Here is a 24,551-nt window from a genome sequence, read left to right as displayed (position 1 = left end):
TATCAGGGGGACGCTAGAAACTAAGCGAGGGTTTAACGGGATTATCAGGGGGGACGCTTAGAAACTAAGCGATGAGTTATCGGGGTTATCAAGGGGGACGCTTAGAAACTAAGCGATGAGTTATCGGGGTTATCAGGGGGACAGTTAGCAACTAAGCAAGGGGTTAACGGGCTTATCAGGGGGGCGGTTAGCAACTAAGCAAGGGTTAACGTGTTTATCAAGGTGACAGTTAGCAACATATTAGTTTTATTTTATATGCTTGTCCAATTTTAATATAAATAAAACAAATATAAATTACGCACTAAAATTTTTATCCATTTATCTCAAAGCCATTAATAACTCAAATATTAAGACTGATTATACTTAATAAAATCCTCAATAATATTTTCATGTTTTTCTTTTATTCCAATAAATCCAATACCTATAGTACTTAATTTTGATACCCTGGAATGCGAAACATTTCCAAGCACCTTGCAAATATCACTGGATTTAAAATTGCAAAGGCTTCTCATTAGAACAATTATTAATGCTTTGGTTTCTACAATATTTCTATTATACTTTATGTTGATCATATCCCTTGAAATATTCATCTTTGTTGTTACAAACTCTAATATATCTTCTACTTTAAAATTTCTTTTAAGTAACTTTCTCCCCATTTTATAATCTGTTTTTTCATCTTCAAATTCAATTTCTTCTTTTAATTTTTCCTCATTACATTTAAAAATAAGGTTATAGTAGTTTTTTCTTGCACTTTTAAGGTTATTTCCAAAAAGACTCATAACAAATACATAATCCACTAATTTATAATAGTCTCGTCTTTTTCCTAAAAATATTTCCAAACTAGAAAAAGCATATTTTTCAGGACAAGTTCTATAGCCAGCAATGTCAATTGGATTGTTATGTATGTATAATGATACAGTCCTTAAATATCTTTTATTATTAACTATTTTGCTTTTAAATCTGTCTTTAAAGAGATGCCCATCTCTTTTATATTTTTTATTATAATATATTGCATAAGAAAAATTTATTCCATGCATCACCTTTGAAATATCTGAACCATTAGTGTCAATTAATAAGTGCAAATGATTATCCATAATGCAATACCCGTAAACCTTAAAATTATAAAGTTCTTTATACTTTTTTACAAGTAGTAAGTACTTTCTTTTATCATCCTCATCCCGGAATAAATCTAGTTCACTAATACTTTTACACATAATATGAAATATAGCATCCTCTGCTTTTTCTCTTGCCTTTCTAGCCATAAAAATCACCTCTCCACACAAACTTTTCTTTAAATTCTTGCCTATGTGTCAAGGTGATATTCATATTTTTTAATTATTTTTTTAAAAATTGTTAACTGTCCCTAGCCTGGCTCGGTTCTGGCTCGGCTGTTTCGGTTCAACCTAGCTCAACCAAGTCTTAATTAAGCCTCAATTATACTTTAATTGAGTTTTTAGTTCTTACTGTTTTTGTGAGATAATAATATTCATTTTAAACAAAGTTATCCACTGTTAATTAGATAAATTGTCTTTTTATCCACAAGTTGTTATTAAATAATCCCCAAAGTGTTCTTAATTCCAAGTAAATTTGTATATATGCATATTCCTACAAATTGAATTGTTTTATACAATTAAAAAAAACGCTCCTATTAAATAGATTATTACTAAGCAAACCATTGCACCATACATTAGTTTTATTGTATCTACTATATGCTCTTTGCCTAACTCTTTTATTTTATTTCCTATGCTAGGTTTATACATTTCTTCTCCAAAATATACATTTGTGCCCCCTAGTTGAACTTTCATCGCACCTGCTGCAGCACCTTCTGGATAAGCACAATTAGGGCTTTTATGATTTTTTCGATCCCTTATCATTATTTTTATACTTTCTAAAACATTTCCTCCAACCAGTGGAGCCGCTAAACAAATTAAAAGCCCTGTTATTCTTGCAGGGATAAAATTAAATACATCATCTGTTTTTGCTGGAAAGAATCCAATATGTTTATATTTTTCATTCATATATCCAAGCATTGAGTCCATAGTATTTATTCCCTTATACATCATGGCTAAAGGTGCTCCCCCTAATATTGCATAAAGAATAGGAGCTATAACACCATCTGCTGTGTTTTCCGCAATGGTCTCCACATCAGCTCGTATTATTTCATATTCATTAAGCTCCTTTGTATCTCTCCCTACAATATAAGATAATTTTAATCTAGCATCCTCAATATCGTTTTTAGCCAAGGAATCATATACCTTTTTACCCTCTTTATGAAGGCATCTAGCAGCTATTGTTGTCCAAATAAGTATTATATTTAAAATGTGGTATAGCAAAAAAATTTCTTTAGAAAGCCATAAAATTATAAATGGCACTAAAAAACTAAAAAAGGCTACTATAACTACAATGGTCCCTCCAAAGGCTTTGATTTGCTTATTGGTTTTACATAACTTTCTGCCTAACTTATCTAATATAGAGATAAGTTTTCCTATATAAATCACCGGATGTGGAAACCAGTATGGGTCTCCAATTAATACATCTAAGAGTACCGCCAATATTAAATCTATTACATTCATTGCCAATAGTATTTTCATGTTAATTCCTCACTATCTTATACTTTTCTGATTTTTTATAAAGTTATCAACTTACCAAAACTTCTCAACTTATTTAATAAGTTATTAACCGTCCCCAACTTTTCACAAGTTTTCCAACCTTTCATCTTTATCCAATCAATTTCTAACTGTCCCCAGCCTTTTCCAGCCTTTTCCAGCCTTTTCAGCATTTCCAACTTTTCAACTTTCTTTATTAAGTTGTTAACCGTCCCCTACCTTTTTACCTTTTTACCTTTTTACCTTTTTACCTTTTTAAGTTGCTAACCGTCCTCAGCTTTTTAGCTTCTTCAGCCTTTCCTCAATTAGTTTCTAACTGTCCCCCACCTCCACACCTCCAAGCTCAACAAGCTCAAGATTGCTCAACTTTTCCTCTAACCTTTCTTCTCAATTCCCATAATCTTATAGATAGAATCTATGTCTACACTTTCTCTCACTATGTCTGCTAGCTTGTCTATTTCCTTTTCTCTTAGATTTTCGTACACCTTAGATTTTTTAGGCTCCATATCTTTTTTTATTCTTAGACTATTTACTATGTATTCTCTAAATTGTACTCCATCAAGTATTCCATGGATATATGTACCCATAACATTTCCAGTTTCATTTATTGATCCGTCATAATCACATGCTTCTTCGCCTTCCACTGAAGGGTGCTCAAGGTTCTTATGATATATCTCAAAAAGTGGCCTTGCATTGTGCCCATATTTACAAATTCCCATGTGTATTTCATAACCATAAACTTCAATATTGTTATTAGAACTTTCTAAATTATCCTTTTCGCTATTGTCCGCGTTTATAGATCCCATATTAATGCTACGAGCCTTTACTCTTGTAGTTATTTTTTCACCTTGGAATACTGTATCTATGTCTAAAAGCTTCATACCATCTATTTTTTCTAAATTTGTTTCTACTCCCTCAGGGTCATTTAAAGTATTCCCTAGCATTTGATACCCACCACAAATACCTAATATGTTGCCATCCACACTATATTTTATAATAGCTTCTGCCAAGCCCAAAGCTTTTAAGGTGATTAAATCCTCAATAGTATTTTTAGTTCCCGGTATTATAAGTAAGTCTGGATTTCCTAATTCTTCTTTAGTCTTAACAAATCTAACTGATACATCTTCTTCAGCTTTTAATGCATCTACATCTGTAAAATTAGAAATATGAGGTAACCATATTACTGCAATGTCAATAGGTGCAGTAATTTTTTTGTTAAATTCTACTGTTCCGTCTTCATCTTCCAAATCTAATCTAAAGTAAGGGACTACTCCTGCACAAGGAATATGTATAATATCCTCAAGCATTGTAAGTCCAGGCTTTAAAATTTCTATATCTCCTCTAAATTTGTTTATAATAGTGGCTTTAACTCTTTTTTTCTCTTCCTCATTAAGCAAAAGCATTGTGCCTGCCAGGGATGCAAATACTCCACCTTTATCTATATCTCCTGCAAGTATTACTGGTGCATCTACAAGTTCTGCCATTCCCATATTTACAATGTCTCTATCTCTTAAGTTGATTTCTGCAGGACTTCCTGCACCTTCCATTACTATAATTTCAAATTTCTTCTCTATTTCCTCAAACTGTATCTTTAGCATATCTCTAAATTCGATTTTCATATTATGATATTCCATAGCAGTACTATTTCCAAAAACCTTTCCATTAACTATAATTTGGCACTTTTTATCTGAGGAAGGTTTTAATAAAATTGGATTCATAAATGCCTCTGGCTCAAGTCCAGCTGCATATGCTTGGAGCACCTGTGCTCGTCCCATTTCTTTCCCATCTAACGTAATGTAAGAATTCAGTGACATGTTCTGTGACTTAAAGGGACATACAGTAAACCCATCTTGTTTAAATATTCTACAGAGTGCTGTTACTAATATACTTTTCCCTACAGATGAAGCTGTTCCTTGAATCATTATTTTAGCCATTACTACTCCTCCTATCTATCATGCTTTTATTGTTACAAAATAAAAAACAGCAAGCTTTCACACCTGCTGTTATGTACAAATTTCTTATTGCACTAACTTATACTCTACAAGTTCTTTCCCGCCGAAAGCTTAATATTACTGATTTAGGCAGGTCTCCTGGCTCTTGACTCACTCAACTCACAGCCCTTCCGTTTTTTTACAGGTAGGCATAAAAATTTGTGTTCAATTACAGTAGCGGGGGCTGTTGTGGAATCACACCACATTCCCTTTTCACCTTATTAATAAGCTATTAACATAGCTTCAGCTATTAACATAGCTTCAGCTATTAACATAGCTTTAGCTATTAACATAGCTTCAGCTACGTTAGTAACTTTATCCGCTAAAGCGGTTTAATTAATAATAGGCACCTAAAAATATCTATTCACTTTTTTGCTAATATGCTAACATAACATTAAATCTAAACATTCTAATATTTAATATTCTTCTACATAATTAAGTTTATAGCATTACATTAATTATGTCAATAATTAAGAATTTCATATGCCTTTAATATGCCTTTCATATCCCTTTGTACCTTCTTACCTTTGTACCTTTGTACCTTTGTGCCTTTGCTATGTTCACTAATTCTTAGTTCCTTAATTATATATATACTCATTGCTCTGTTCATCTGTTTTTTCTATCTTATTCACTTTAATTATTGGAATTATACTAATTTCTCCATTTTTAGAATCCGCATATTCTCTTTGCCCTAATATACCCTCTATATTTACCCAAGTACCCTCTGTAAATTCTTTTACCTGGGGAAAATCACATAAAACACCTACCAACTGCGCATCTGCAGCGCAGCAACTTACAAGAATCCTAGCCAAGATAAATTCATCCTTATCAAGTCCCTTTTGTTTATATACGAAGCCTTTCATATATAAACGCCTACCAATATTCTGCTTAGTATTTCCGTATAAATCTTCATAAGTATTTACGAAATTTTCATTAGTTACATTTATTGTTTCGCCTTTTATAAGTGAGATACTTTCTATAGGTATAGGTAATTTAACATTATTATTTTCAACAGCACTAGTATTTTCAATATCACTAGTATTTTCAACAACATGAGTATTTTCATCATTATGCTCACATACTTCTGTTCCATCCTCTAAAACAGTATGCTTATGCTTTAATGCATCAATTTTCAATTGTGAAGTTAACGAAAACCCCTTATTTATTGCACTGTACACACTCACCCCTTCAGGTTTTAATAGAAATCCTAAAAACAATGGTATTAAAAACATTATATAGCCAAACTTAAAGCTTTTTTCTTTTTTTAATTCGCAAATATTCTTTCCTTGAAAAATCACCAAAACAATAAAAAAATACAATGCAAAATTTACGTATTTTACCATTTTGGGATGTACAAATAGTGTTAATTTATTTGTACTGATAATCATGTAAAAATAACAAGTGAAGCCTATTAATATAAGAAACCACATTAATTCATTTAAATTTAACCTCTTTTTCAAACCTACCTCCTTGTGTTGAGATTATCTGCAAGTACTATCCATCCCACACCATCATTTATTTTTAATCACCTATCGCAAACCCATTAGTTAGCATGTCAAGTGGAAATATGTTTGCTATTACAGCTAAAATAAAGCAAATAGCAATTATAAGGAAAATCAATTTAGCTACAAAACTCAATTTAAAGCTTCCACAAAGCATAATTGTATTTTTTATATCTATCATAGGCCCTAAAATTAAAAATCCTAAAATTGAACCGGAGGTAAACTGTCCTAAAAAGCTTCTAGCTATAAATGCATCTGTTTCTGAACAAACTGATAATACAAAAGCTAGCACCATCATCACTATTATGGAAGATAAAACACCTCCACCTATGGATAAAATAAATTCCTTAGGTATAAAAATTTGCATACACGTTGATAGGAATACTCCCATTATAAAAAATCTACCTATATCATATAATTCTGCACTAGTATGCGTTATTATTTCCTCTATGTTTCTTATGATCTTATTATTATAATTACTATGGTTATGACTATGTCCACAAGAACAGACCTCATTATTTTTATCTACATGGATATGATTATGTTTAATAAGGTTAGTATTTTTAAATCTTCCTACAGTATGATGTTCAAAATCACCTTCTACTTTCCGTGTGCCTCTAGGCTTTCTAACCACCTGTCGCTTAAAAGGACTATCTTTATGAAGTACCCCAATAAGAACACCTATTGTTATAGCGCCAATCATACCAAACATAGCTCTTGCTATTACCATGTATGACATTCCCATAAACGCATAGTGTGTTGATAATAAAACCACCGGATTCATAATTGGTACTGATAACATAAATGTAACCGCAATACTTAATGGAACACCCTTCTTAACAAGCCTCCTAGTTATAGGCACAATAGCACATTCACATACAGGAAAAACAAGTCCAACTAAGGAAGCAATCAAAATCCCAACAAATTTATTTTTAGGAATTATTTTGGCAATTGCTTCCTCTGATACTAATATTTGAATTATAGAGGAAACCAATGCTCCTATTAATATAAAAGGTATTCCTTCAAAAATTATACTAAGAAAAACTGTAGAAAAGTCATTAAGAACCCTTAAATTTAAGCTGATAAAGGTGTTCCTCTTTACAAAATATATTCCCAATAATAAGACTATGATGCTAATCATAATTTTTATTATATTGATTTCACTATCATAAACCCTTTTATTTCCCTGAATCAAATGCTCAACTCCTAGCTATTAATATTTACAAACTCTAGACTATTATATTACCTTAAACTGGTTACTATTCCAATTAATTGATCATAAAATAAAAACTACTCTGTAAAGAAAATGCTAAATCTTTAATTCTATTTAATTGGACCAAAATTAATACTAATATAAAATGCGGCTTCAAAAAAAATTGTCCACACTAATCCCAAATTTTATGGGTCTAGTGTGGACAATTCTGTTTATAACTATATTTATGTTTTCTGAAACTCCCACGCATAAATGCATGGGGTTCTTAAGTACTAAATAACTTTCTTTAATGCTCTCAGTAATATAGCTTGCTTTATTTATTGTCTACAATTAGTTTAGCTCTCAAAAACATGGCCTTCATGCCTAGTTCTGCAAATTTAGCTTCGTATTCTGTTACTACATTCTCTTTAAAGTCACTATTATGCAAATCATAAGTCAAGAATAATATTTCAAAACCACATTCTTTGAAATACTCTATTGAGTCTTCAAATAACTCTGTATCATCTGTTTTGAACCAAACTTCAGAGCCAGGCTTTAAGAATTTCTTGTAATTTATTAAAGATTTAGTGTGAGTTAATCTTCTTTTGTTATGTCTTTCCTTTGGCCAAGGATTACAGAAATTTATATAAATCCTGCTTATCTCGTCCTCTGCAAAAACATCATCAATAAGCATAATATTTAGAGGCATAAGCCTTACATTTAAATCTTCTGTCCCTTTAACTTCCCTTACTTGTAGAACTTTTCTAAGGGCAAATACTAGAACCTCATCTTTTAAATCTATACCTACAAAGTTAATATCTTGATTCTGCTTAGACCTTTCTGATATAAAGCCACCTTTACCACAGCCTAGTTCTAGATGTATTTCATTATTATTCTTAAATTCCACATTCCATTTTCCTTTATGAGCATAATGGTCTGTTACTACAATATGGCTAGCCTCAAGTTCCGGCCTAGCCCAATATTTTTTTCTTAGGCGCATATATTTTTCTCCTTATATTTACATATTAAAAAAATTACTACATAATTCTTCTGAAATTCCCTTTATTATATCACAGGAATTCATCTAAACAAACTTTAATGTTTTAGATTTTAACTATTACTTTTGATGCCTTGTCTTGATACATATACACATTAGTTGCTAACTGTCCCCAGCTTGCCAGCTTGTCCAGCTTGTCCAGCTTGTCCAGCTTACCCCGCAGCTTGTCCAGCTTGTCCAGCTTACCCCGCACTTATCACGTTAATAGTGCCGTAAAAGTTTAACCTCCTCTAGTAGCATAATACCTCCAGCAAACACATGTCCAATATTACCAAGTGTTAGCTGGGCTATCTTATTTCTTTCTTGGAGCTATGCCATCTATTAAAATTCATCAAATAATAATCTATCGGTCCATTTAAACCATTGCTACAATATTTGTAAAGAAATAAAATAGCAACGTACCTGGGACGTGTACAATGTAATAGAAAATTGATTGACCACCAACTATAGGTAATAATAGAACCATAAATATTAAGAATTGATACCTAGTAAGCGAATCTGATAAATTGTAAAAAAACTTTGGAAACAAATCTCTAACTATGTGGAATCCATCAAACCCTGGTATTGGAACTAAGTTAAGAAAAAATAACACACAATTTAAGGACCCTGTAATTTCTAGTATTGCCTGTATTATTTTACCTAATTCACCGGTAATCGGTGAAAACTTTTCAAATAACACAAGAAAAATTGCAAATACAATACCAATAATCAAATTTGCAATTGGCCCTGCAGCAGAAACCTTCAAGTCATCTTTATAATAATTTTTATAGGCACTAGGATTTGTCTGAACAGGTTTTGCCCACCCAAATCCTACTATCAAAATCAAAATAAATCCCATTAGATCTATATGAGCAATAGGGTTTAGTGTAAGTCTCCCTTGAAATCTAGGTGTTTTATCTCCTAACCTGTCTGCTGTGATAGCATGTGCATACTCATGAAAAGTAAATGCTATTAAAATTGCTGGTATCATTAAAATCTTATATAATATTTTTAGTTGTTCAGTATCCAAATTTATCTCTCCTTATATTCCTACAAGATAAATAGCAATATCTAATTGTTACTTAACTTGTTAGGCATCTTTAACTTGTTATTTTTTAGATGTTTAATATATCTATTATAGCAAAGTTTTTTTACTTTTAATCCAATATTTTCAAAACATATAAATATAATTTCACTTATATATTTATACTTATATATTTATACATATATACTTCTATTAACATACTTCTATTAAGATATTCCTATTTACATATTTTTGTAAACAATATTATGCCCTGGTTAAATGAAGCTATTAAATTTACTTATAATTATGTGATGATTGTAAGTATGTAATACCTATAGGCATTACATATTATAATAAAAAACCATGCCTAAGGCATAGTTTAAAATTACAATAACTTATTTAAATGCAACTATTTACTTAGTATATCTACTTACTTAATGTACACACTTACTTAATGTACCTACTTACTTAGTATACCTATCTACTTAAAAGGAACAAAAGATATTTTATTATTTACTAAAGATACTAATCCTTTAGTATATAACTGCAATAATTTTCCTTCATAGCTAGTTTCAGTTCCAGAACTAATTTCCTTTAATACACCCTTAAGTGAATCATTTTTATACATTTTACCATCTGACGAAACATATAAATCTTTTATAGCAGTAGGTTGTTGTAATTCAATCATTTTCCAGTCTTCAGTGCCATCTGCTGTTTTACCATAATAAATTTTGCTTATTAATTTATCTTTTAATTCTCCAAGATACACATTGTCGTTATCATCATCGCCAAGTAGTGTTAGCTTGTCCACACCTTCTACAGTTATAGAACTTTCTCTACCCGTAGCATATATTTTATTATAAACCGAGCCCTCGTATATTAATTGATCTTCATGGCGTAACACAGAGATATTACTCACAAAATTAGGAATTGTATCAGCTTTTGTCATACCTCCCATTCTGTCAATTCTGTATATGCTACTTCTCTCACCCTCACTTGAAACTTTTACGTAAATAACTCCTGTTAATGTTGCTAATTGAATATCTTCTACTTCGGATTTCGTGTTAGCCCAAGCTAAATCTTTAATCTTTACTTTTTCACCTTTTGACACATCATAATGATATAATACTAAATTACTAGACTCATCATAGCTCTTTTTCTCTACCAAAAGCATTCTATTTCTATCTGGAAGCCATTTGGAAAAAGAAATTGTACAACCATCATCTACAGATATATCCTTTATAGTTCCATCCTTACAGTTAACAATTTTTAATTTTTCATTCTCATAATAAGATAAATATTTAGCATCATAGGACACTAATATATTCTCTGCACTTGCTGGAACAGTAATATCAATGTTTTTTATTTTTTCTGTTTCATTTGGCTCAACCTTTTTTGAATCCACCTTTGAATCAGTAGCTAAAAAATAACGATCCACATAAAAGAGGACTAAACATTGTAAAGATAAAGACACTACTATCCATATAAATATTCTTTTCTTCCATTTCATAATGCTTTCTCCTTTAATTTAAAATATTAATTATCTACTCTCCACATACATAATTGAAGGTATTGCTCTCTCTCCTAAACTGTCGCTAGGATTGTTTATAACTTCATCATTATAAAACATAGTAGAAGAAGAACCTCCATCTAAGTTAGTAGCATTATAAGCTCCATATTCATCATACAATACGTCTTGTACCTCTCTTAAAGTAGCCCCTATACTATTTACTTGTCTACCATCAATAACTAATAATATTATTGCTCCATCTTGCCTCTGTGCAATAGCTGTCCTAGGTGCTATGCCCATAGCTCCATCACTATTATTATTTATCAGTTTCTTTCCATTAACTATCATAGCTGGACCAAATGATAATGCTTCAGCTACCCCAACTTTTTTCATTTCTGTAATGCTGTGGAGACCAACTAACAACTTTCCCTCTTTAGTTAATGCAACAACCTCTATTCTTTTATCTTCATCTTTTATGTCAGTAAAAATAGACTTTCCACCTGACATTATAATTCCTGTTGGATTTGCTCCCGTTCCTGCCCATTCCACATCAGCAGCTTTGTCTGTAAACGCACCACCATTAATGGCCGCAACAGCATTATTAGCTTTTGCTATTTCACTGGTCAGTTCGCCTTCCTTGCCCAATTTGCTACTATAACCAACTTTAATCCTAGTTGGATCACTAATTATTAATACGTATCCTTTATATTTTTTACCTTTTATGTCATATCTTTCAATGCTATCATCATCTTTATTTTCTACCTTTACCCCTGACGTTTTGTCATCTAGGTTAGCTTGAGCTATAGTTTCCACCGATTGACCCTTCAAAATTTCTTTTATTTTATCATCGGATAAAAATGCTTTCGCTAGCCATTGTAATGTAAGAGTAGTCATGGCTGCACCTACCACTGTAGTCTTTGCATTTTTAAATGGACCATAATAAAGCATATATGGGCCTGTAACCGCTGTAAAAACAAGTTCAAATACAATAAATAATATAACAAGCGTGCTTGTACGTTTTTTTGTTTTTTTAGTTCTTCTAGTTTTTTTCAGTTTCCTCATACTTCCCATCCCTCTTCTTATTATGTTCTATCCTATTGTACATTAAAACTATACATATTAAAACAAAATTTTAATGTAATTTCTGTGAATATAATTGCTAATACTATAATTTTATACAAAAGAGAGCATAATTCCTTATGCTCTCTTTTGTATAAAATCAATATATTTATAATTTTTTCGAACCTTCATAGGCTAGGGGTGATCTCTCGCATTCATCATATTTTAAAGTTACCTGATAACACAATTCACTGCCCTTCATTTTTTCAGAAGCATAACACAAGCCATTTGATCTAGAATCAAGAAAAGGATGATCTATTTGTTCTGGGTCCCCTATAAGAATTAACTTAGTTCCTTCACCAACTCTAGTTATTATTGTTTTAACCTGTTTTGGTGACAAATTTTGTGCCTCATCTATAATAACCCAATTTTTAACTATGGACCTTCCTCTAAGGTAAGCAACAGCTTCGGTGGTTATAATTCTCCTATCAAATAAATCTTTTATCTTTTCTAATAATTCTTTCTCATTTTTATAACGTTCCTTTTCATCAGAATCAACGAGTATTTCTAAATTGTCAAATATTGGCCTCATAAAAGGCGATATTTTTTCTTGCTCCGTACCCGGTAAAAAGCCTATATCCTCATCCATGGTAACATTAGGTCTACAAACTAAAATTCTTCTGTAGTGTTCACTATTATCTTGCAGTATTTTTTGAAGCCCTACCGCTAATGAAAATAATGTTTTAGCAGTTCCTGCAGGCCCCTTAACAATTACTAAGGGGGCTTTTATTGCATCCATGCTTAGTGCTTCTAGCATAAATCTCTGTCCTACATTTCTTGGCACTACTCCAAGTGGCTTACTCTCCTTACTGTAAAGTGGTACTATATTTTTACCATCGTATCTAGCTAGTGCAGTTTGTTTTGGGTTTTCCATTGAATGAATTATTAAAAATTGGTTTGTGTATAAAATCGGTGTGGTATATTCTTCTGAACTCTCATCATAATTAAGTAAGGCACTGGCCAGTAAAACTTTTTTACTAAAAAACTCCTGAAGCTTTTCGGAAGATACAAATACTTCAATTCTTCCTGTATACTGATTGTCATATTCAGGCACAAATTTTTCATAAAAATCATCTACATTAATATCTACAGCATCTGCTTTAATTCTTTGGAATATATCTTTGGTTATTAACCATACATCTTCACCTTGCTCTTTAAGTCCCTTACATACCTGTAATATTCTATTGTCTGCCTTTTCTTTACTCCAAGAAGGAGGAATTTTTGTATCATAGTGATTCATTTCAACCCTAAGTCTTCCGCCATTTTCTAGCTCAACACCCTCATTTAATTTTCCCTGAGGTCTAAGTTTATCAATAAGTCTAGCTGCATATCTGGCATTAGCTCCTAAATCACTTTTATCTTTTTTAAAACTATCTAATTCTTCTAATACCACTTCAGGTATTATTACATCGTTCTCTCCAAAAGATAATATAGCACTGGGTGAATACAGAATAACATTGGTATCTAATACGTAGGTTTTTTTCAAAATATCAGCCCTCCTCTCTATATAACTAATATATGTTACTTATCCTATAAATGAATTAAAATGAAATAAAATTTTTAATTTTAATTAAGATACTTTACAATATATGTTTTGACAAGTAATAGCTTTTATTATATAATAAGTCTTATAACATATAATTACATTATAGGATGGTGTATATGGAGAACATTACTACAATTTTTAGAGAGAAAAAATTAAAGCTAACACCTCAACGTATCGCAGTTTACAAATATTTAAAATCCACAAAAGAGCATCCTTCAGCAGAAGTGATTTACAAAGCTCTTCAACCAACTTATCCTACTATGAGTTTGGCTACAATTTATAAGGCATTAAAGACTCTTGTACAAGTTGAATTAATAATAGAACTTAATGTAGGTGAAGGTAACTTTAGATATGATGGTAACATGAGTACACACCCTCACATACAGTGCATGAGTTGCGGTAGAGTTGATGACATAGAAGGCATATGTTTTTCAAATGTAAATGAAGACGTAAAGCAATATACTAACTATGAGGTTCTAGCAAGCAAAATATATTTTTATGGTTTATGCAAAGATTGCCAAAAATAAACGAAATAAAAAAAGGAAGTATAAATATAATTTTATACTTCCTTTTTTTATTGAACAATTTACTTGTAAGCTTTTTTTAATAATTCATCCCATTCTTTAGAGTTATAACCACCATCTAAAATCTTTCTTATAGCTAATAATACTCCGTTTTTTATCTTTTCAGGTAAATTATATAAAACAAGAATACTATTATCATTAGCTTTGTTCATATGTTGAACCATTATTTTTCCAATACCAGTTACACTGTTATTTACAATTTTATTTCCACTTATAATTCCACTCTGAGCAATTCTCGCTTGAACCTCATCACTATATATATATTTAATAAAAGCATTAGCAGTATCTCCATTTTTTGCATTTATAGGAATACACAATAGAGAATTAATTATAATAGGCACATTAGAACCATAATTAGAATTGTTATTATAATCTTCTATTATCCCCATATTGGGTCCATTAAGTTTAGAATTATAATAAGAAATACAAGCCATCAGTGGAATTTCGCCATTATTAAAGTTGCTAATACTTTGTTCATTTCCCACCTCAAAAGAATCCCCAGTAATTCCACTATCTTTTACTAAAGTGTTAAATGAGTCGAATGTTTTCTGCATATCTTTGAGCTTCTTATAACCTTCTTCACCACTATCATAGCTGTGTTCAAGGTCATGAATATTTATAACCTTATTAGCTGTTAACGAATATATAAATCCACCAGCATCCACATCATCTGTTAGTGCTATAGGGGTCTTAATTCCCTTAGCACTAACTTGTTTCAAAACATTTAACCATCCTTCTAAATTATTAGGATTAGATATTTGTAATTTTTCTAAATAAGCTTTATTGTATAGTAGTTCTATAGAATAGGGCACAACTCCTATACCATAGAATTTATCTCCGACTCTACCATAAGAGCTCATACCATCATAATATCTATCACTAATAAAATTCTTTTCATAAGCACTTTCCAAATCACTTAAAACTCCTTTTTTAGTAAGTTCTATTAAAGTATTCCTACTCGTGAAAATCGCATCAATTTCTGTACCTAGATTAATTGTTTCCATAATATCACTACTTTTATTACCTAAGGCATCATTTAATTTTATTTCAACATCTGGATTGTTTTTTTTAAAATCTTCAATTAAAAACTTAATTACATTGGAAGAATACTGATCACTTATATCCAAAAAAATATTTAGTTTTTTTTCTTTAGCAATTTTTTCAGATTTACAAGCCGAAAGATTGCCTACTATACTTAATATAATAATAACAGAACATAGATTTTTCATATATTTAAATGATTTTTTCATAAGTTCACCTCATAATATTAATAATATGGATTTTTTTAAAATTTATTTTATATAAATTAATTAAATATATAATTATTACATTTGCTACATATAATTTAAAGGGGGTGGAATATATGAAATTACAGGTAATATTTCTTAAGAAAAAATTTATTTATTATGCTTTAGCAATCTTTGTAGGCACAATAATGCTCACTTCCTTGTTATTTTCAAGGAAAGATTCCATAAGTACATTTAATATTGTTAATGAAAACAAAATAATGCAGGCTGATCTAACAGGTGATGGAACTAAGGATATTCTCTACATAAAAACAAATAGTGATAAATATTATATTCAGATAAATTCAGAAGATAAAAGCTATTATTTAGAGCCTTCTAAAAAAATTAACACTGTAGGAAATTATTACGTGCAGTGGCCAATGAGACTAACCTTAATGGACGTATCTAGGAACAATGTACCTGAAATATTTACTCAAGCCTCTACAGAGGATACAGCCTCTACAGAGGATACAGCCTCTACAGAGGATACAGCCTCAGTTAGTGATACATCATCCACAAAGAATAGTGCCGTTCAACATGTATTTCTTTGGAACCATGAAAAATTTAATGATATATTTTGCAGCACAAACAATATTTTGGGCTTTATAGACAGTAAAAATAATAAAACTCCTAAAGTTTTATCTGGAAATATTAAGGATGGCAAAATCAATTTTAAAAGTTATATTTTCATTAAAGATAGTTTAAAATCCTTTGACTATAATTATACTGATAATTATATGGGTAAAAACACCATAACAGGTTTTATAAATCTCATGACAAGTTTTCCACTAGCAGAACTAAACATCTCAAAAGAACTTTTCGCCGATGACTTAAATGGTAATGATATTTCACTATTAAGCGATTTATCAAACAGGAAATTGTATTTAAACTTTCAAGATGCAGTTTTTAAAGATTATGCTTGGGACAAAAACGGTAATGCCAGTGATATTCTATGGACCTTAAATTTTAAAGGAACTAATATTAGCTCTCCAAAAGAGACAAAAAACTATACCATAAATTTAATTCTTAAGCTTTTCCCAAATGGTAATAATACTTCTACCTTCAAGATTAGCTCTATAAATATTAACTAAAACTCCCAGGCCTTCCAAATGAATTTGTAATAGAATATAGCTACTAATCATATATTTATTTTATAATCAATATTAATGTATTTTATGAAATACAAAAGGGACCGTATTATCGGTCCCAAGGGGGATGGGGGGGTTCCGCATAAAATAATCAATAAAAAAATTAATAATTAATTTTATGCTAATGGAGATTTTAACTCCGATTACATTTATTATATTAACCTTTTCCCGTAATTTTATGCACTATAAAACATATTTTATTTTATTTTTATGAAATATTTTTATAAAACAATATCACTTGTAATTATAAAATAATTTAACATTGGAGGAGATTTTGTATGTTTAATAATAATAATAATAATAATAATAAAGAAAAAGAATTGAATAGAATTGAAACTTTAATAGGTGAACAATGTTGTGTGATTGGCTCTATGAATATAAATGGGTTGTTAAAAATAGATGGCTCTATTGATGGCGACCTATTTTGCGAAGAGGATATAATACTAGGAGAATCTGGGCACATAAAAGGAAATATGATATGCAACAATGCATATATAAACGGAATACTTCATGGAAATATCTCTTGTAAAAGCACTTTAACCATAGAACCTTGTGGCAAGATCAAAGGAGACATTTCAGCCAAAAAATTAATGATTTCTGAAGGTGGCATCCTTGATGGCAAATGTACCATGCTAGGCTATGAAAATACTGATAGTGCTGATAGCGACATTAAGAATTTATAAGTCATCCTCAAAAAAAATAACTAGTTAGTAAGCTAGTTATTTTTTTGAGATGATTAACATAAAAAATATTATCATTGCATACATCTAAATAAAAACTCCAACATCTTAATTGGATTTTTCGTCTACAATTTTATTGAGCATTTCAAGTTTTCTATCATCTACCAAATGAGCTAATATATATATTAGTTGCCCAACATCCTCATCCTCTAAGTTCTTTATAATACTATGTGTTCTTTCTTTGGGATCAGTATGTTTAAATTCCACATCATTACTCTCAACGGAATCATTATTTTCAAATGAATGATTATTGGATAGAGAATTTATCATATTACTAAAGCCTGGATTATCCAGATCTAAACTACTTAAATCCAAATTATTTAAATCAATTCCAGCTAACATATTTGAGATTTGGCTTAAATCTATGCCACCCATGCCTGAAAATATATTTGATAATGGTTCATTTTCATTAAAATTTGATGAATTAGAGCTTAATGAATCATTATTTTCATTTGAATTATTTTTCTTAGTTTTTGCAACCATTGAATTAGAATTAGATTTCGAACTAGCATTTGTCGTTGAATTTGTATTACTTGAATTTAAACCTAAATTACTAAGTAAATTCGATAGCATGTTATTGTCTTGACCACCTAAGTTACCAAGCAAACCTGATAGCATGTTATTGTCTTGCCCTCCTAAATTACCAAGCAAACTTGTTAAGATATTGTTGTTTTGGCCTCCTGAACCAGAGAGTAAGCCCTCAAGCATACCGCTACCACCACCATTATTTCCAGATAGTAATCCAGATAATAATGCCATCAAAGGATTGTCAGAATTTCCATTTAACAAAGATGCTAATGGGTTATTATTAACATTATTGTTACCGTTGCCATTACTACTGTTACTGTTATTATTGTTGCCCTTATTGTTATTATTTCCGTTGCTGTTATTGTTATCGTTGTTTCCATTATTCATATTATTTCCATGGTGTTTATGATGTTTTGACACATTTATCACCTCATTTATAAATGGGAGAGCATAAGCTCTCCCTGATTTTTATAATTAGCAACCACAGCCTTTGTTACAAGTATTTGCTACATTTCCACCTTTACAAAAACAAAAACCCAAGTATAAAAGTATTAATAAAAATGAGTTGTTATTTTCAAGTAGACATGTCTTTTGAAGTATAATTAAGATTATTAACGCACAAATTGGATTGCTACATAAATTTTGAACTCCACATGCATTTACGGGTTGAACACCACAGCATGAATTTCCACAATCTCTTTTTTTTGACATATAAAACCCCCCTTTCTGGGCATGTTTCAATGTGATATAACTATTAACTGGCGCTTTTTAATATTTAAATTTATCTAATTGTGCACCTATAAACGTTTTTCTTTGCTGTTAATCTTCACAGCACTCTGAGTTATTTGAGCATCCTCTGTTATTTCCACCGCTGAAACATAAAAGTAATAGTATTATTATCCACCAGCTGCCACCGCCACCAAAGCCACCATATCCGCCGCATCCGCCGGCATTACTTGATCCACATCTACATAGTTCTTTACAGTGTTTAGGGTCGCATCCACAAACAGTTCCAGAATTTTGTCCTTGACCACCAAATCCTCCACAGAAACATAAAAGAATTATGATCAAAATTATTGAGTTTCCGCCAAAGATGCCATTGTTGTTGTTATTATTGTTACAACATTTTTTTTCATGACCACATCCATTACCTTGAGATTGAGAATTAGATAATCCGCTTAGTAATCCATTCATATCCACTTTACTTCCCTCCTCCTATTTTTCTAAGTTAGACAATAATTATTAATTGTTACCTAACCCTGTTAGACCATTCTTTAAAAAATCTTTTTCTTTTGTGTTCTAATATATACTATTCTCGTAGAAATAAATTGACACAGAATTTTAAATAAAAAAACAAAAAAATAGACCATACCACTTTGTGCACTAATTATTTTTTTTGCACAAGGTAATATAGATCTATTTTATTATTTTATAGCTTTTCTTGCTTTTCTTGCTTTATAATTTTTCTTCTTCAATTTCAGAGTCTATAAACATATTCCCTAGCAATTCTTTTACACCTGTTTTTTTTAGTGACGAAATATTGATAATTTCTTCACTATCCTCTAAATTAAGAGTTTCTCTTATTAACTTATTATTTTTTGTTAATTCTGCTCTATTTAACTTATCTTTTTTAGTTGCAACTATCACAACTTCGTAACCAAAGTGCTTAATCCATCCGTACATTAGAAGATCATCTTTAGTGGGTTTACGTCTACAATCCACGAGTAATGCTACCTTTTGAAGCTGAGGTCTGCGGATTAAATAATCCTCCATCATTTTTCCCCATTTAGCTTGTTCAGTTTTTGATACTTTGGCATATCCATAGCCAGGCAAATCTACGAAATAAAAGCTATCGTTTATTAAAAAAAAGTTTATAAGTCTTGTTTTACCTGGAGTTCCACTAACTTTAACTAATTTACGTCTGTTTGTTAAAGTATTTATTAAAGAGGATTTACCTACATTGGACCTGCCAACAAAAGCATACTCTACTCTATTATCTGTGGGATACTGTGTAGGTTTTACTGCTGAAATTATGAACTCAGATTGTTTTATCTCCATTATTTATCTCTCCATCTAATTTATTTTCTAGTAATGCATTGTAAAGTACGTCTTCTACTTTATTTGCAATTATAAATTTTAGTTTATTCACAATACTCTTTGGTATCTTTTGTATATCTTTTTCATTATCTCTCGGAATTATAATTGTATCAATGCCCGCTCTATAGGCAGCAAGTGATTTTTCCTTGAGCCCCCCGATAGGTAATACTCTTCCTGTAAGTGTAATTTCCCCTGTCATAGCTACATTATGTTTTACTTTTTTGTTAGTCAAGGCAGATACCATTGCAGTTATCATAGTTACCCCAGCAGATGGGCCATCTTTAGGCACCGATCCTTCTGGTACATGAATATGAATATCTTTATTTTTATAAAAATCTTTATCAATATTATATTTTACAGCATTAGCCCTAACATAACTATATCCAGCTTTAGCAGATTCTTTCATAACATCTCCGAGTTGCCCTGTAAGTTCAAGTTTGCCAGTCCCCTCCATAGCACTTACCTCTACTGGTAAGGTAACCCCACCAACTTCTGTCCATGCTAGCCCAGTTACAACACCAACTCTATCTTCTTCTTCAGTTTTGTCATAAGTATATATTACTGCTCCTAAATACCGTTTAACATGTGCTACACTAACATTAACAGTTTCTTTGTTTTTCTCTACCATTTCTGTTATTGCTTTTCTAATAACTGCAGCAATCTGTCTTTCAAGACTTCTAACCCCAGACTCTCTAGTATAATTTTCGATAACACAATTTATTGCAGGTTCAGAAAAAATTATTTTATCCCCTTCCATGTTATGTTCTTTTAACATCTTTGGAATAAGATGATTTTTAGCAATATGGAATTTTTCTTCTGAAGTATACCCTGATACTTCAATAATCTCCATTCTATCTAATAATGGTCTTGGAATAGTATCTAACTTATTTGCCGTAGTTATAAACAAAACCTTTGATAAATCAAAGTCGAGTTCTAGGTAATGATCTCTGAAAGTTGCATTTTGTTCACTATCTAAAACTTCTAGTAGTGCATCTGCAGGGTCTCCCTTAAAATCACCACTCATCTTATCAATTTCATCTAATAAGAATAGTGGATTTTTAGATCCAGCTTGTTTCATGGCATATATTATTCTACCTGGAATCGCGCCCACGTATGTTTTTCTATGCCCTCTAATTTCAGCTTCATCTTTAACTCCACCCAGTGACATTCTAACAAAATTTCTATTTAATGCATTGGCAACGGACTTTGCTATAGAGGTTTTTCCAACTCCTGGTGGTCCTACCAAACAAAGTATAGGTCCCTTGAGAGTCTTGCTGATTTTTTTAACTGCTAAGTATTCTATTATTCTTTCCTTAACATCCTCTAGGCCATAATGTTCTGCGTCAAATACTTCCCTAGCCTTCTTAATATCAATGTTGTCTTTAGTTGTTTTATTCCAAGGCAATGCTAAAACCCAATCTAGATATCCTTTTATTACTCCACTTTCAGCAGAAAAATTCCCTGAACTTTTTAATCTGTTAAGTTCATAAATTGCCTTTTCTTTTGCTGCTTTAGGAAGTTTTGCCTTGTTTATTTTACTTTCATATTCATCTATTTCTCTCTTATTTTCGTCATCTTCTCCCAATTCTTCTTGAATAGCTTTTATTTGTTCTCTCAGATAATATTCCTTTTGGATCTTATCAATTCTACCTTTAACCTTAACTCCAATTTTCTTTTCTATCTTTAATACTTCAACTTCATTTTTCAATATAAACAATAGTTTTTCTAATCTTTTGTTAACCTCTAGTGCTTCAAGCAATTCTTGCTTTGTTTCTGGCTTTAATATTAAATATGAACTTACAATGTCACAATATCTTCCTGGCTCTTTTGTCTCTTCTAAGCTGAAGAGAGCATCTGGAAAATTGTTAACTGAAAGATTTATGTACTCTTCAAAAGCCTTATCTATAATTCTAACTAAAGCCTTACATTTCTTATCATCTGCGCATTCATCGTCCTCAATAATTTCTATTTCTGCACGCACAAACGGTTCCCTATCTTTGTACTCCGATATCTTCCCTCTTTTTAATCCTTCAACTAGTACCCTAATTGTATCCCCTGGTAACTTTAATATTTGTTTTATATTACAAACAGTACCAATGCTATATATATCCTTATCTTCTGGTTGTTCTATTTTTGATTGTTTTTGTGAAACCAGAAAAATTTCCTGATTATTTAGCATAGCATCTTCAAGTGCCAGTATAGATTTTTCTCTACCAACATCAAAATGCAACACCATATATGGAAATATATTCATACCTCTTAGCGGAATTAGCGGAAGAAGCTTTGTATTTTTATCCATTTTCTCCCTCTTTTCTAGATTAAATTAATAATCTTTTATTAATGTAACATTAGAATTTTACATTTTATATAAGTATCTATGGTCATTCTAAATATTAATTTACTACATTTTTATAGTAGCTATATTTAATAGCAAGTATATTTTATAACTCGACTACTATAGTATACCTATAATGCGCTTATTTTTCAATACTACAAAATTTTAAATAAGATAATAAAGCACAAAAAAACAAATAACAAGTCAAATATATTATCGTATCGACTTGTTATTTGTTTAAAGGAAGATAGCCAATCTTACCTCATCAACTATATTACATAAATGTGGTTAAATTATCCGTTGGGTAGCTGTAACTTGCATCGAACACGATAAATTGGAGATTCCCCATTTGAAATATCGTTAAAGCTTTAACGCTTCTGCTGCTATAACATCCACATCTGGCTCAAATGTGATTGAAATATCTTTAGGGCTCTCCTGAAGTAAGGCTTGACTTATTACTTCAGTAATATTACTAACTGGTATAATCATAATGTTTTCAATATTTTTAAAGCTATCCTGCCAATTATCCCTCGGAATAATAACCCTTGTGGCTCCTGCTTTTTTAGCAGCAGCAATTTTAGCATTTACTCCTCCTATGGCCTTTACATTACCATGAATTGATATCTCCCCAGTCATAGCAACCATATTATCTACTGGTATGCCTTTTATTGCACTATACATTGCAGTTGTTATGCTTATACCTGCGGATGGTCCATCTACAGGTGATCCTCCTGGAAAATTCACATGAATATCGTAATCATCACAATCTATATTAAAATACTTTTCAAGGACCGTAACCACATTTTCAACGGAAGATCTTGCAGTACTTTTTCTTTTAAGTTTTTTATTTGTACTACTTATTTCCTCTTCTTCAATAATTCCCGTGATTTTAAGTACACCTTTTCTTAGTTTCACTCTTTTTGCAGAAGCTTCAATTTCAAGTACCGCTCCCATATTAGCTCCGTAAACTGCTAGGCCATTTACATAACCAATTTGCGGTTTATCGGATATCCTAGTTTCTGACCTTGGGTAATACTGACCATTTTCTATGACCCATTCAATATCTTCAATACTCACTTCATCTCTCTCATCATTGATGGCAATGCCACAAGCTAACTGAATTAAGTTAACAGTGTCCCGTCCATTACTAGAGTATTTACCTACAAGCTTTATTGCCTTATCACTAATTTTAAGTCCCATTTTCTCTATTGCTTTGGCTGCAATTATTTCCAGCTCTTCTGGAAGCAATTGCCTAAAAAAGATTTCTACACACCTTGACCTTATTGCCGGGATTATTTCATCCGGATTACGGGTAGTTGCTCCTATAAGCCTAAAATCAGCTGGAAGGCCTTCGTCAAATACCTCTTTTATATAAAGTGGTGTATTAGGATCTTCACCATTATAATAGGCACTATCTAAAAATACCTTTCTATCCTCTAAAACTTTAAGGAGTTTATTCATTTCTATAGGATGTAATTCTCCAATTTCATCAATAAATAGAATTCCACCATGTGCCTTTGTAACCGCTCCAGGTTTAGGTTGAGGCACCCCTGATGCCCCTAGAGGCCCGGCGCCTTGGTAAATAGGATCGTGAACAGAACCAATAAGCGGATCTGCAATGCCACGTTCATCAAATCTAACGGTAGTCGCATCTATTTCTATAAATTTTGAGCACTCATTAAAGGGAGAACGTTCTCTTTTTTTAGCATCTTCTAGCACTAATCTAGCCGCAGCTGTTTTTCCTATACCAGGTGGTCCATAAATTATGACATGCTGAGGATTGGGCCCACATATTGCTGCTTGTAGTGCCTTAATCCCTTTTTCCTGGCCTATAACATCTTCAAATTTTGTTGGTCTACTTTTCTCTGTAAGTGGCTCCGTGAGGCTTATGCTTTTCATTTGTCTTAATTTTTCCATTTCTTTTTTGTTATCCTTACTAACTGCCACCTTACCACTTTGGTGAGTTTTTAACGCATTAAAAACATATATTCCAAATAATACTGTAAAAAAAAGTTGTATTAACATAAGAAATTGAATATTCATATTATCAAAAGTTTAATATAAAATATATTAAACAAATCCTCCTTTCATATATAATTTGTTATGTTTTACTAAATATTCTACCATTTGATATTATGCTCAAGTTACCATAAATATATTCTATTTCAAATGCTTTTTATTTGATAATTTATCCAAAAGGAAAATAAGAAGTTCTAAAGCTCGCTTCAATGCATTATACGTAATATATACTTTTTTTGCGAATAAAAACACTTTGTGTCCTATATAATTAAAAAAAGACAGATAAAT

General features: G+C 31.2%; 21 protein-coding genes and 1 riboswitch. Of the genes, 3 read left to right on the top strand and 18 right to left on the bottom strand.

The genetic code is table 11. From position 1 onward, the window contains the following. Positions 1-347 precede the first annotated feature (347 nt). The 11 genes from KPL51_RS18990 to KPL51_RS18940 all read right to left on the bottom strand — a co-directional run bounded on the left by KPL51_RS18990 (position 348) and on the right by KPL51_RS18940 (position 13,466). Positions 348-1,262: a transposase gene (locus KPL51_RS18990; protein ID WP_216165007.1), complete on the bottom strand. Its 915-nt coding sequence runs from the start codon at positions 1,260-1,262 to the stop codon at positions 348-350. A 360-nt stretch (positions 1,263-1,622) separates the two neighbouring features. After that, positions 1,623-2,591, bottom strand: coding sequence for an adenosylcobinamide-phosphate synthase CbiB (cbiB, locus tag KPL51_RS18985; protein ID WP_216165003.1), 969 nt, complete (start codon positions 2,589-2,591; stop codon positions 1,623-1,625). Positions 2,592-2,626: 35 nt separating this feature from the next. Next, positions 2,627-2,785 (bottom strand): hypothetical protein, encoded by a 159-nt coding sequence (locus KPL51_RS18980; RefSeq protein WP_216165000.1) that lies wholly within the window; start codon positions 2,783-2,785, stop codon positions 2,627-2,629. Between the two features lie 195 nt (positions 2,786-2,980). Then, positions 2,981-4,540, bottom strand: a complete 1,560-nt coding sequence (locus tag KPL51_RS18975; protein ID WP_216164996.1) for a cobyric acid synthase — start codon at positions 4,538-4,540, stop codon at positions 2,981-2,983. Positions 4,541-4,669: 129 nt separating this feature from the next. Further along, positions 4,670-4,858, bottom strand: a riboswitch (cobalamin riboswitch). A 317-nt stretch (positions 4,859-5,175) separates the two neighbouring features. Then, positions 5,176-6,057: a TIGR03943 family putative permease subunit gene (locus KPL51_RS18970; protein ID WP_216164993.1), complete on the bottom strand. Its 882-nt coding sequence runs from the start codon at positions 6,055-6,057 to the stop codon at positions 5,176-5,178. A gap of 61 nt (positions 6,058-6,118) precedes the next feature. Continuing rightward, positions 6,119-7,294: a permease gene (locus tag KPL51_RS18965; RefSeq protein WP_244998143.1), complete on the bottom strand. Its 1,176-nt coding sequence runs from the start codon at positions 7,292-7,294 to the stop codon at positions 6,119-6,121. A gap of 331 nt (positions 7,295-7,625) precedes the next feature. Then, positions 7,626-8,291, bottom strand: a complete 666-nt coding sequence (gene trmB / locus KPL51_RS18960; protein WP_216164990.1) for a tRNA (guanosine(46)-N7)-methyltransferase TrmB — start codon at positions 8,289-8,291, stop codon at positions 7,626-7,628. A 412-nt stretch (positions 8,292-8,703) separates the two neighbouring features. After that, positions 8,704-9,318: a site-2 protease family protein gene (locus KPL51_RS18955; RefSeq protein ID WP_216165016.1), complete on the bottom strand. Its 615-nt coding sequence runs from the start codon at positions 9,316-9,318 to the stop codon at positions 8,704-8,706. Positions 9,319-9,832: 514 nt separating this feature from the next. Continuing rightward, entirely contained in the window at positions 9,833-10,861 is a 1,029-nt protein-coding gene (locus tag KPL51_RS18950) for a hypothetical protein (protein ID WP_216164986.1), read from the bottom strand. Between the two features lie 30 nt (positions 10,862-10,891). Then, on the bottom strand, positions 10,892-11,914 hold the full coding sequence (locus KPL51_RS18945) for a phosphodiester glycosidase family protein (RefSeq protein ID WP_376770104.1): 1,023 nt from the start codon (positions 11,912-11,914) through the stop codon (positions 10,892-10,894). A gap of 175 nt (positions 11,915-12,089) precedes the next feature. Further along, a complete protein-coding gene (locus KPL51_RS18940) occupies positions 12,090-13,466 on the bottom strand; it encodes a PhoH family protein (RefSeq protein WP_216164980.1) in 1,377 nt (458 codons plus the stop codon). A 176-nt stretch (positions 13,467-13,642) separates the two neighbouring features. Here KPL51_RS18940 and perR point away from each other — a divergent pair, with 176 nt between their 5' ends. Beyond that, positions 13,643-14,053 carry a transcriptional regulator PerR gene (perR, locus tag KPL51_RS18935; protein ID WP_216164977.1) on the top strand — a complete coding sequence of 137 codons (411 nt, stop codon included), beginning with the start codon at positions 13,643-13,645 and terminating at the stop codon, positions 14,051-14,053. Positions 14,054-14,112: 59 nt separating this feature from the next. On the opposite strand, the gene KPL51_RS18930 is transcribed toward perR, so the two are convergent. Then, the gene (locus KPL51_RS18930) at positions 14,113-15,360 is read right to left on the bottom strand and encodes an ABC transporter substrate-binding protein (protein ID WP_216164974.1); all 1,248 of its coding nucleotides are present in this window, start codon (positions 15,358-15,360) and stop codon (positions 14,113-14,115) included. Between the two features lie 113 nt (positions 15,361-15,473). Between KPL51_RS18930 and KPL51_RS18925 the strand changes: the two genes are divergently transcribed. Together KPL51_RS18925 and KPL51_RS18920 are read left to right on the top strand one after the other, a co-directional pair. Next, positions 15,474-16,487 carry a VCBS repeat-containing protein gene (locus KPL51_RS18925; protein WP_216164970.1) on the top strand — a complete coding sequence of 338 codons (1,014 nt, stop codon included), beginning with the start codon at positions 15,474-15,476 and terminating at the stop codon, positions 16,485-16,487. A 335-nt stretch (positions 16,488-16,822) separates the two neighbouring features. Further along, positions 16,823-17,227, top strand: coding sequence for a bactofilin family protein (locus KPL51_RS18920; protein ID WP_216164966.1), 405 nt, complete (start codon positions 16,823-16,825; stop codon positions 17,225-17,227). Positions 17,228-17,332: 105 nt separating this feature from the next. Here KPL51_RS18920 and KPL51_RS18915 read toward each other — a convergent pair whose 3' ends face one another. The 6 genes from KPL51_RS18915 to lonB all read right to left on the bottom strand — a co-directional run bounded on the left by KPL51_RS18915 (position 17,333) and on the right by lonB (position 24,287). Further along, complete coding sequence (locus KPL51_RS18915; protein ID WP_216164963.1) at positions 17,333-18,232, bottom strand: hypothetical protein; 900 nt, start codon at positions 18,230-18,232, stop codon at positions 17,333-17,335. Between the two features lie 54 nt (positions 18,233-18,286). Then, a complete protein-coding gene (locus KPL51_RS18910) occupies positions 18,287-18,523 on the bottom strand; it encodes a hypothetical protein (protein ID WP_216164960.1) in 237 nt (78 codons plus the stop codon). Positions 18,524-18,631: 108 nt separating this feature from the next. Beyond that, positions 18,632-19,006: a hypothetical protein gene (locus tag KPL51_RS18905; RefSeq protein WP_216165013.1), complete on the bottom strand. Its 375-nt coding sequence runs from the start codon at positions 19,004-19,006 to the stop codon at positions 18,632-18,634. A gap of 261 nt (positions 19,007-19,267) precedes the next feature. After that, on the bottom strand, positions 19,268-19,870 hold the full coding sequence (gene yihA, locus KPL51_RS18900) for a ribosome biogenesis GTP-binding protein YihA/YsxC (RefSeq protein WP_216164957.1): 603 nt from the start codon (positions 19,868-19,870) through the stop codon (positions 19,268-19,270). Beyond that, positions 19,851-22,208: an endopeptidase La gene (lon, locus tag KPL51_RS18895; protein WP_216164953.1), complete on the bottom strand. Its 2,358-nt coding sequence runs from the start codon at positions 22,206-22,208 to the stop codon at positions 19,851-19,853. Before lon ends, yihA begins: the two co-directional genes overlap by 20 nt. Before the next feature lie 396 nt (positions 22,209-22,604). After that, positions 22,605-24,287, bottom strand: a complete 1,683-nt coding sequence (gene lonB / locus KPL51_RS18890; protein WP_216164949.1) for an ATP-dependent protease LonB — start codon at positions 24,285-24,287, stop codon at positions 22,605-22,607. Positions 24,288-24,551: the final 264 nt, after the last annotated feature.

The organism is Clostridium bowmanii, assembly GCF_018861315.1.
Classification (GTDB): Bacteria; Bacillota; Clostridia; order Clostridiales; family Clostridiaceae; genus Clostridium_AD; species Clostridium_AD bowmanii.
This window is presented reverse-complemented; position numbering and strand designations above follow the sequence as displayed.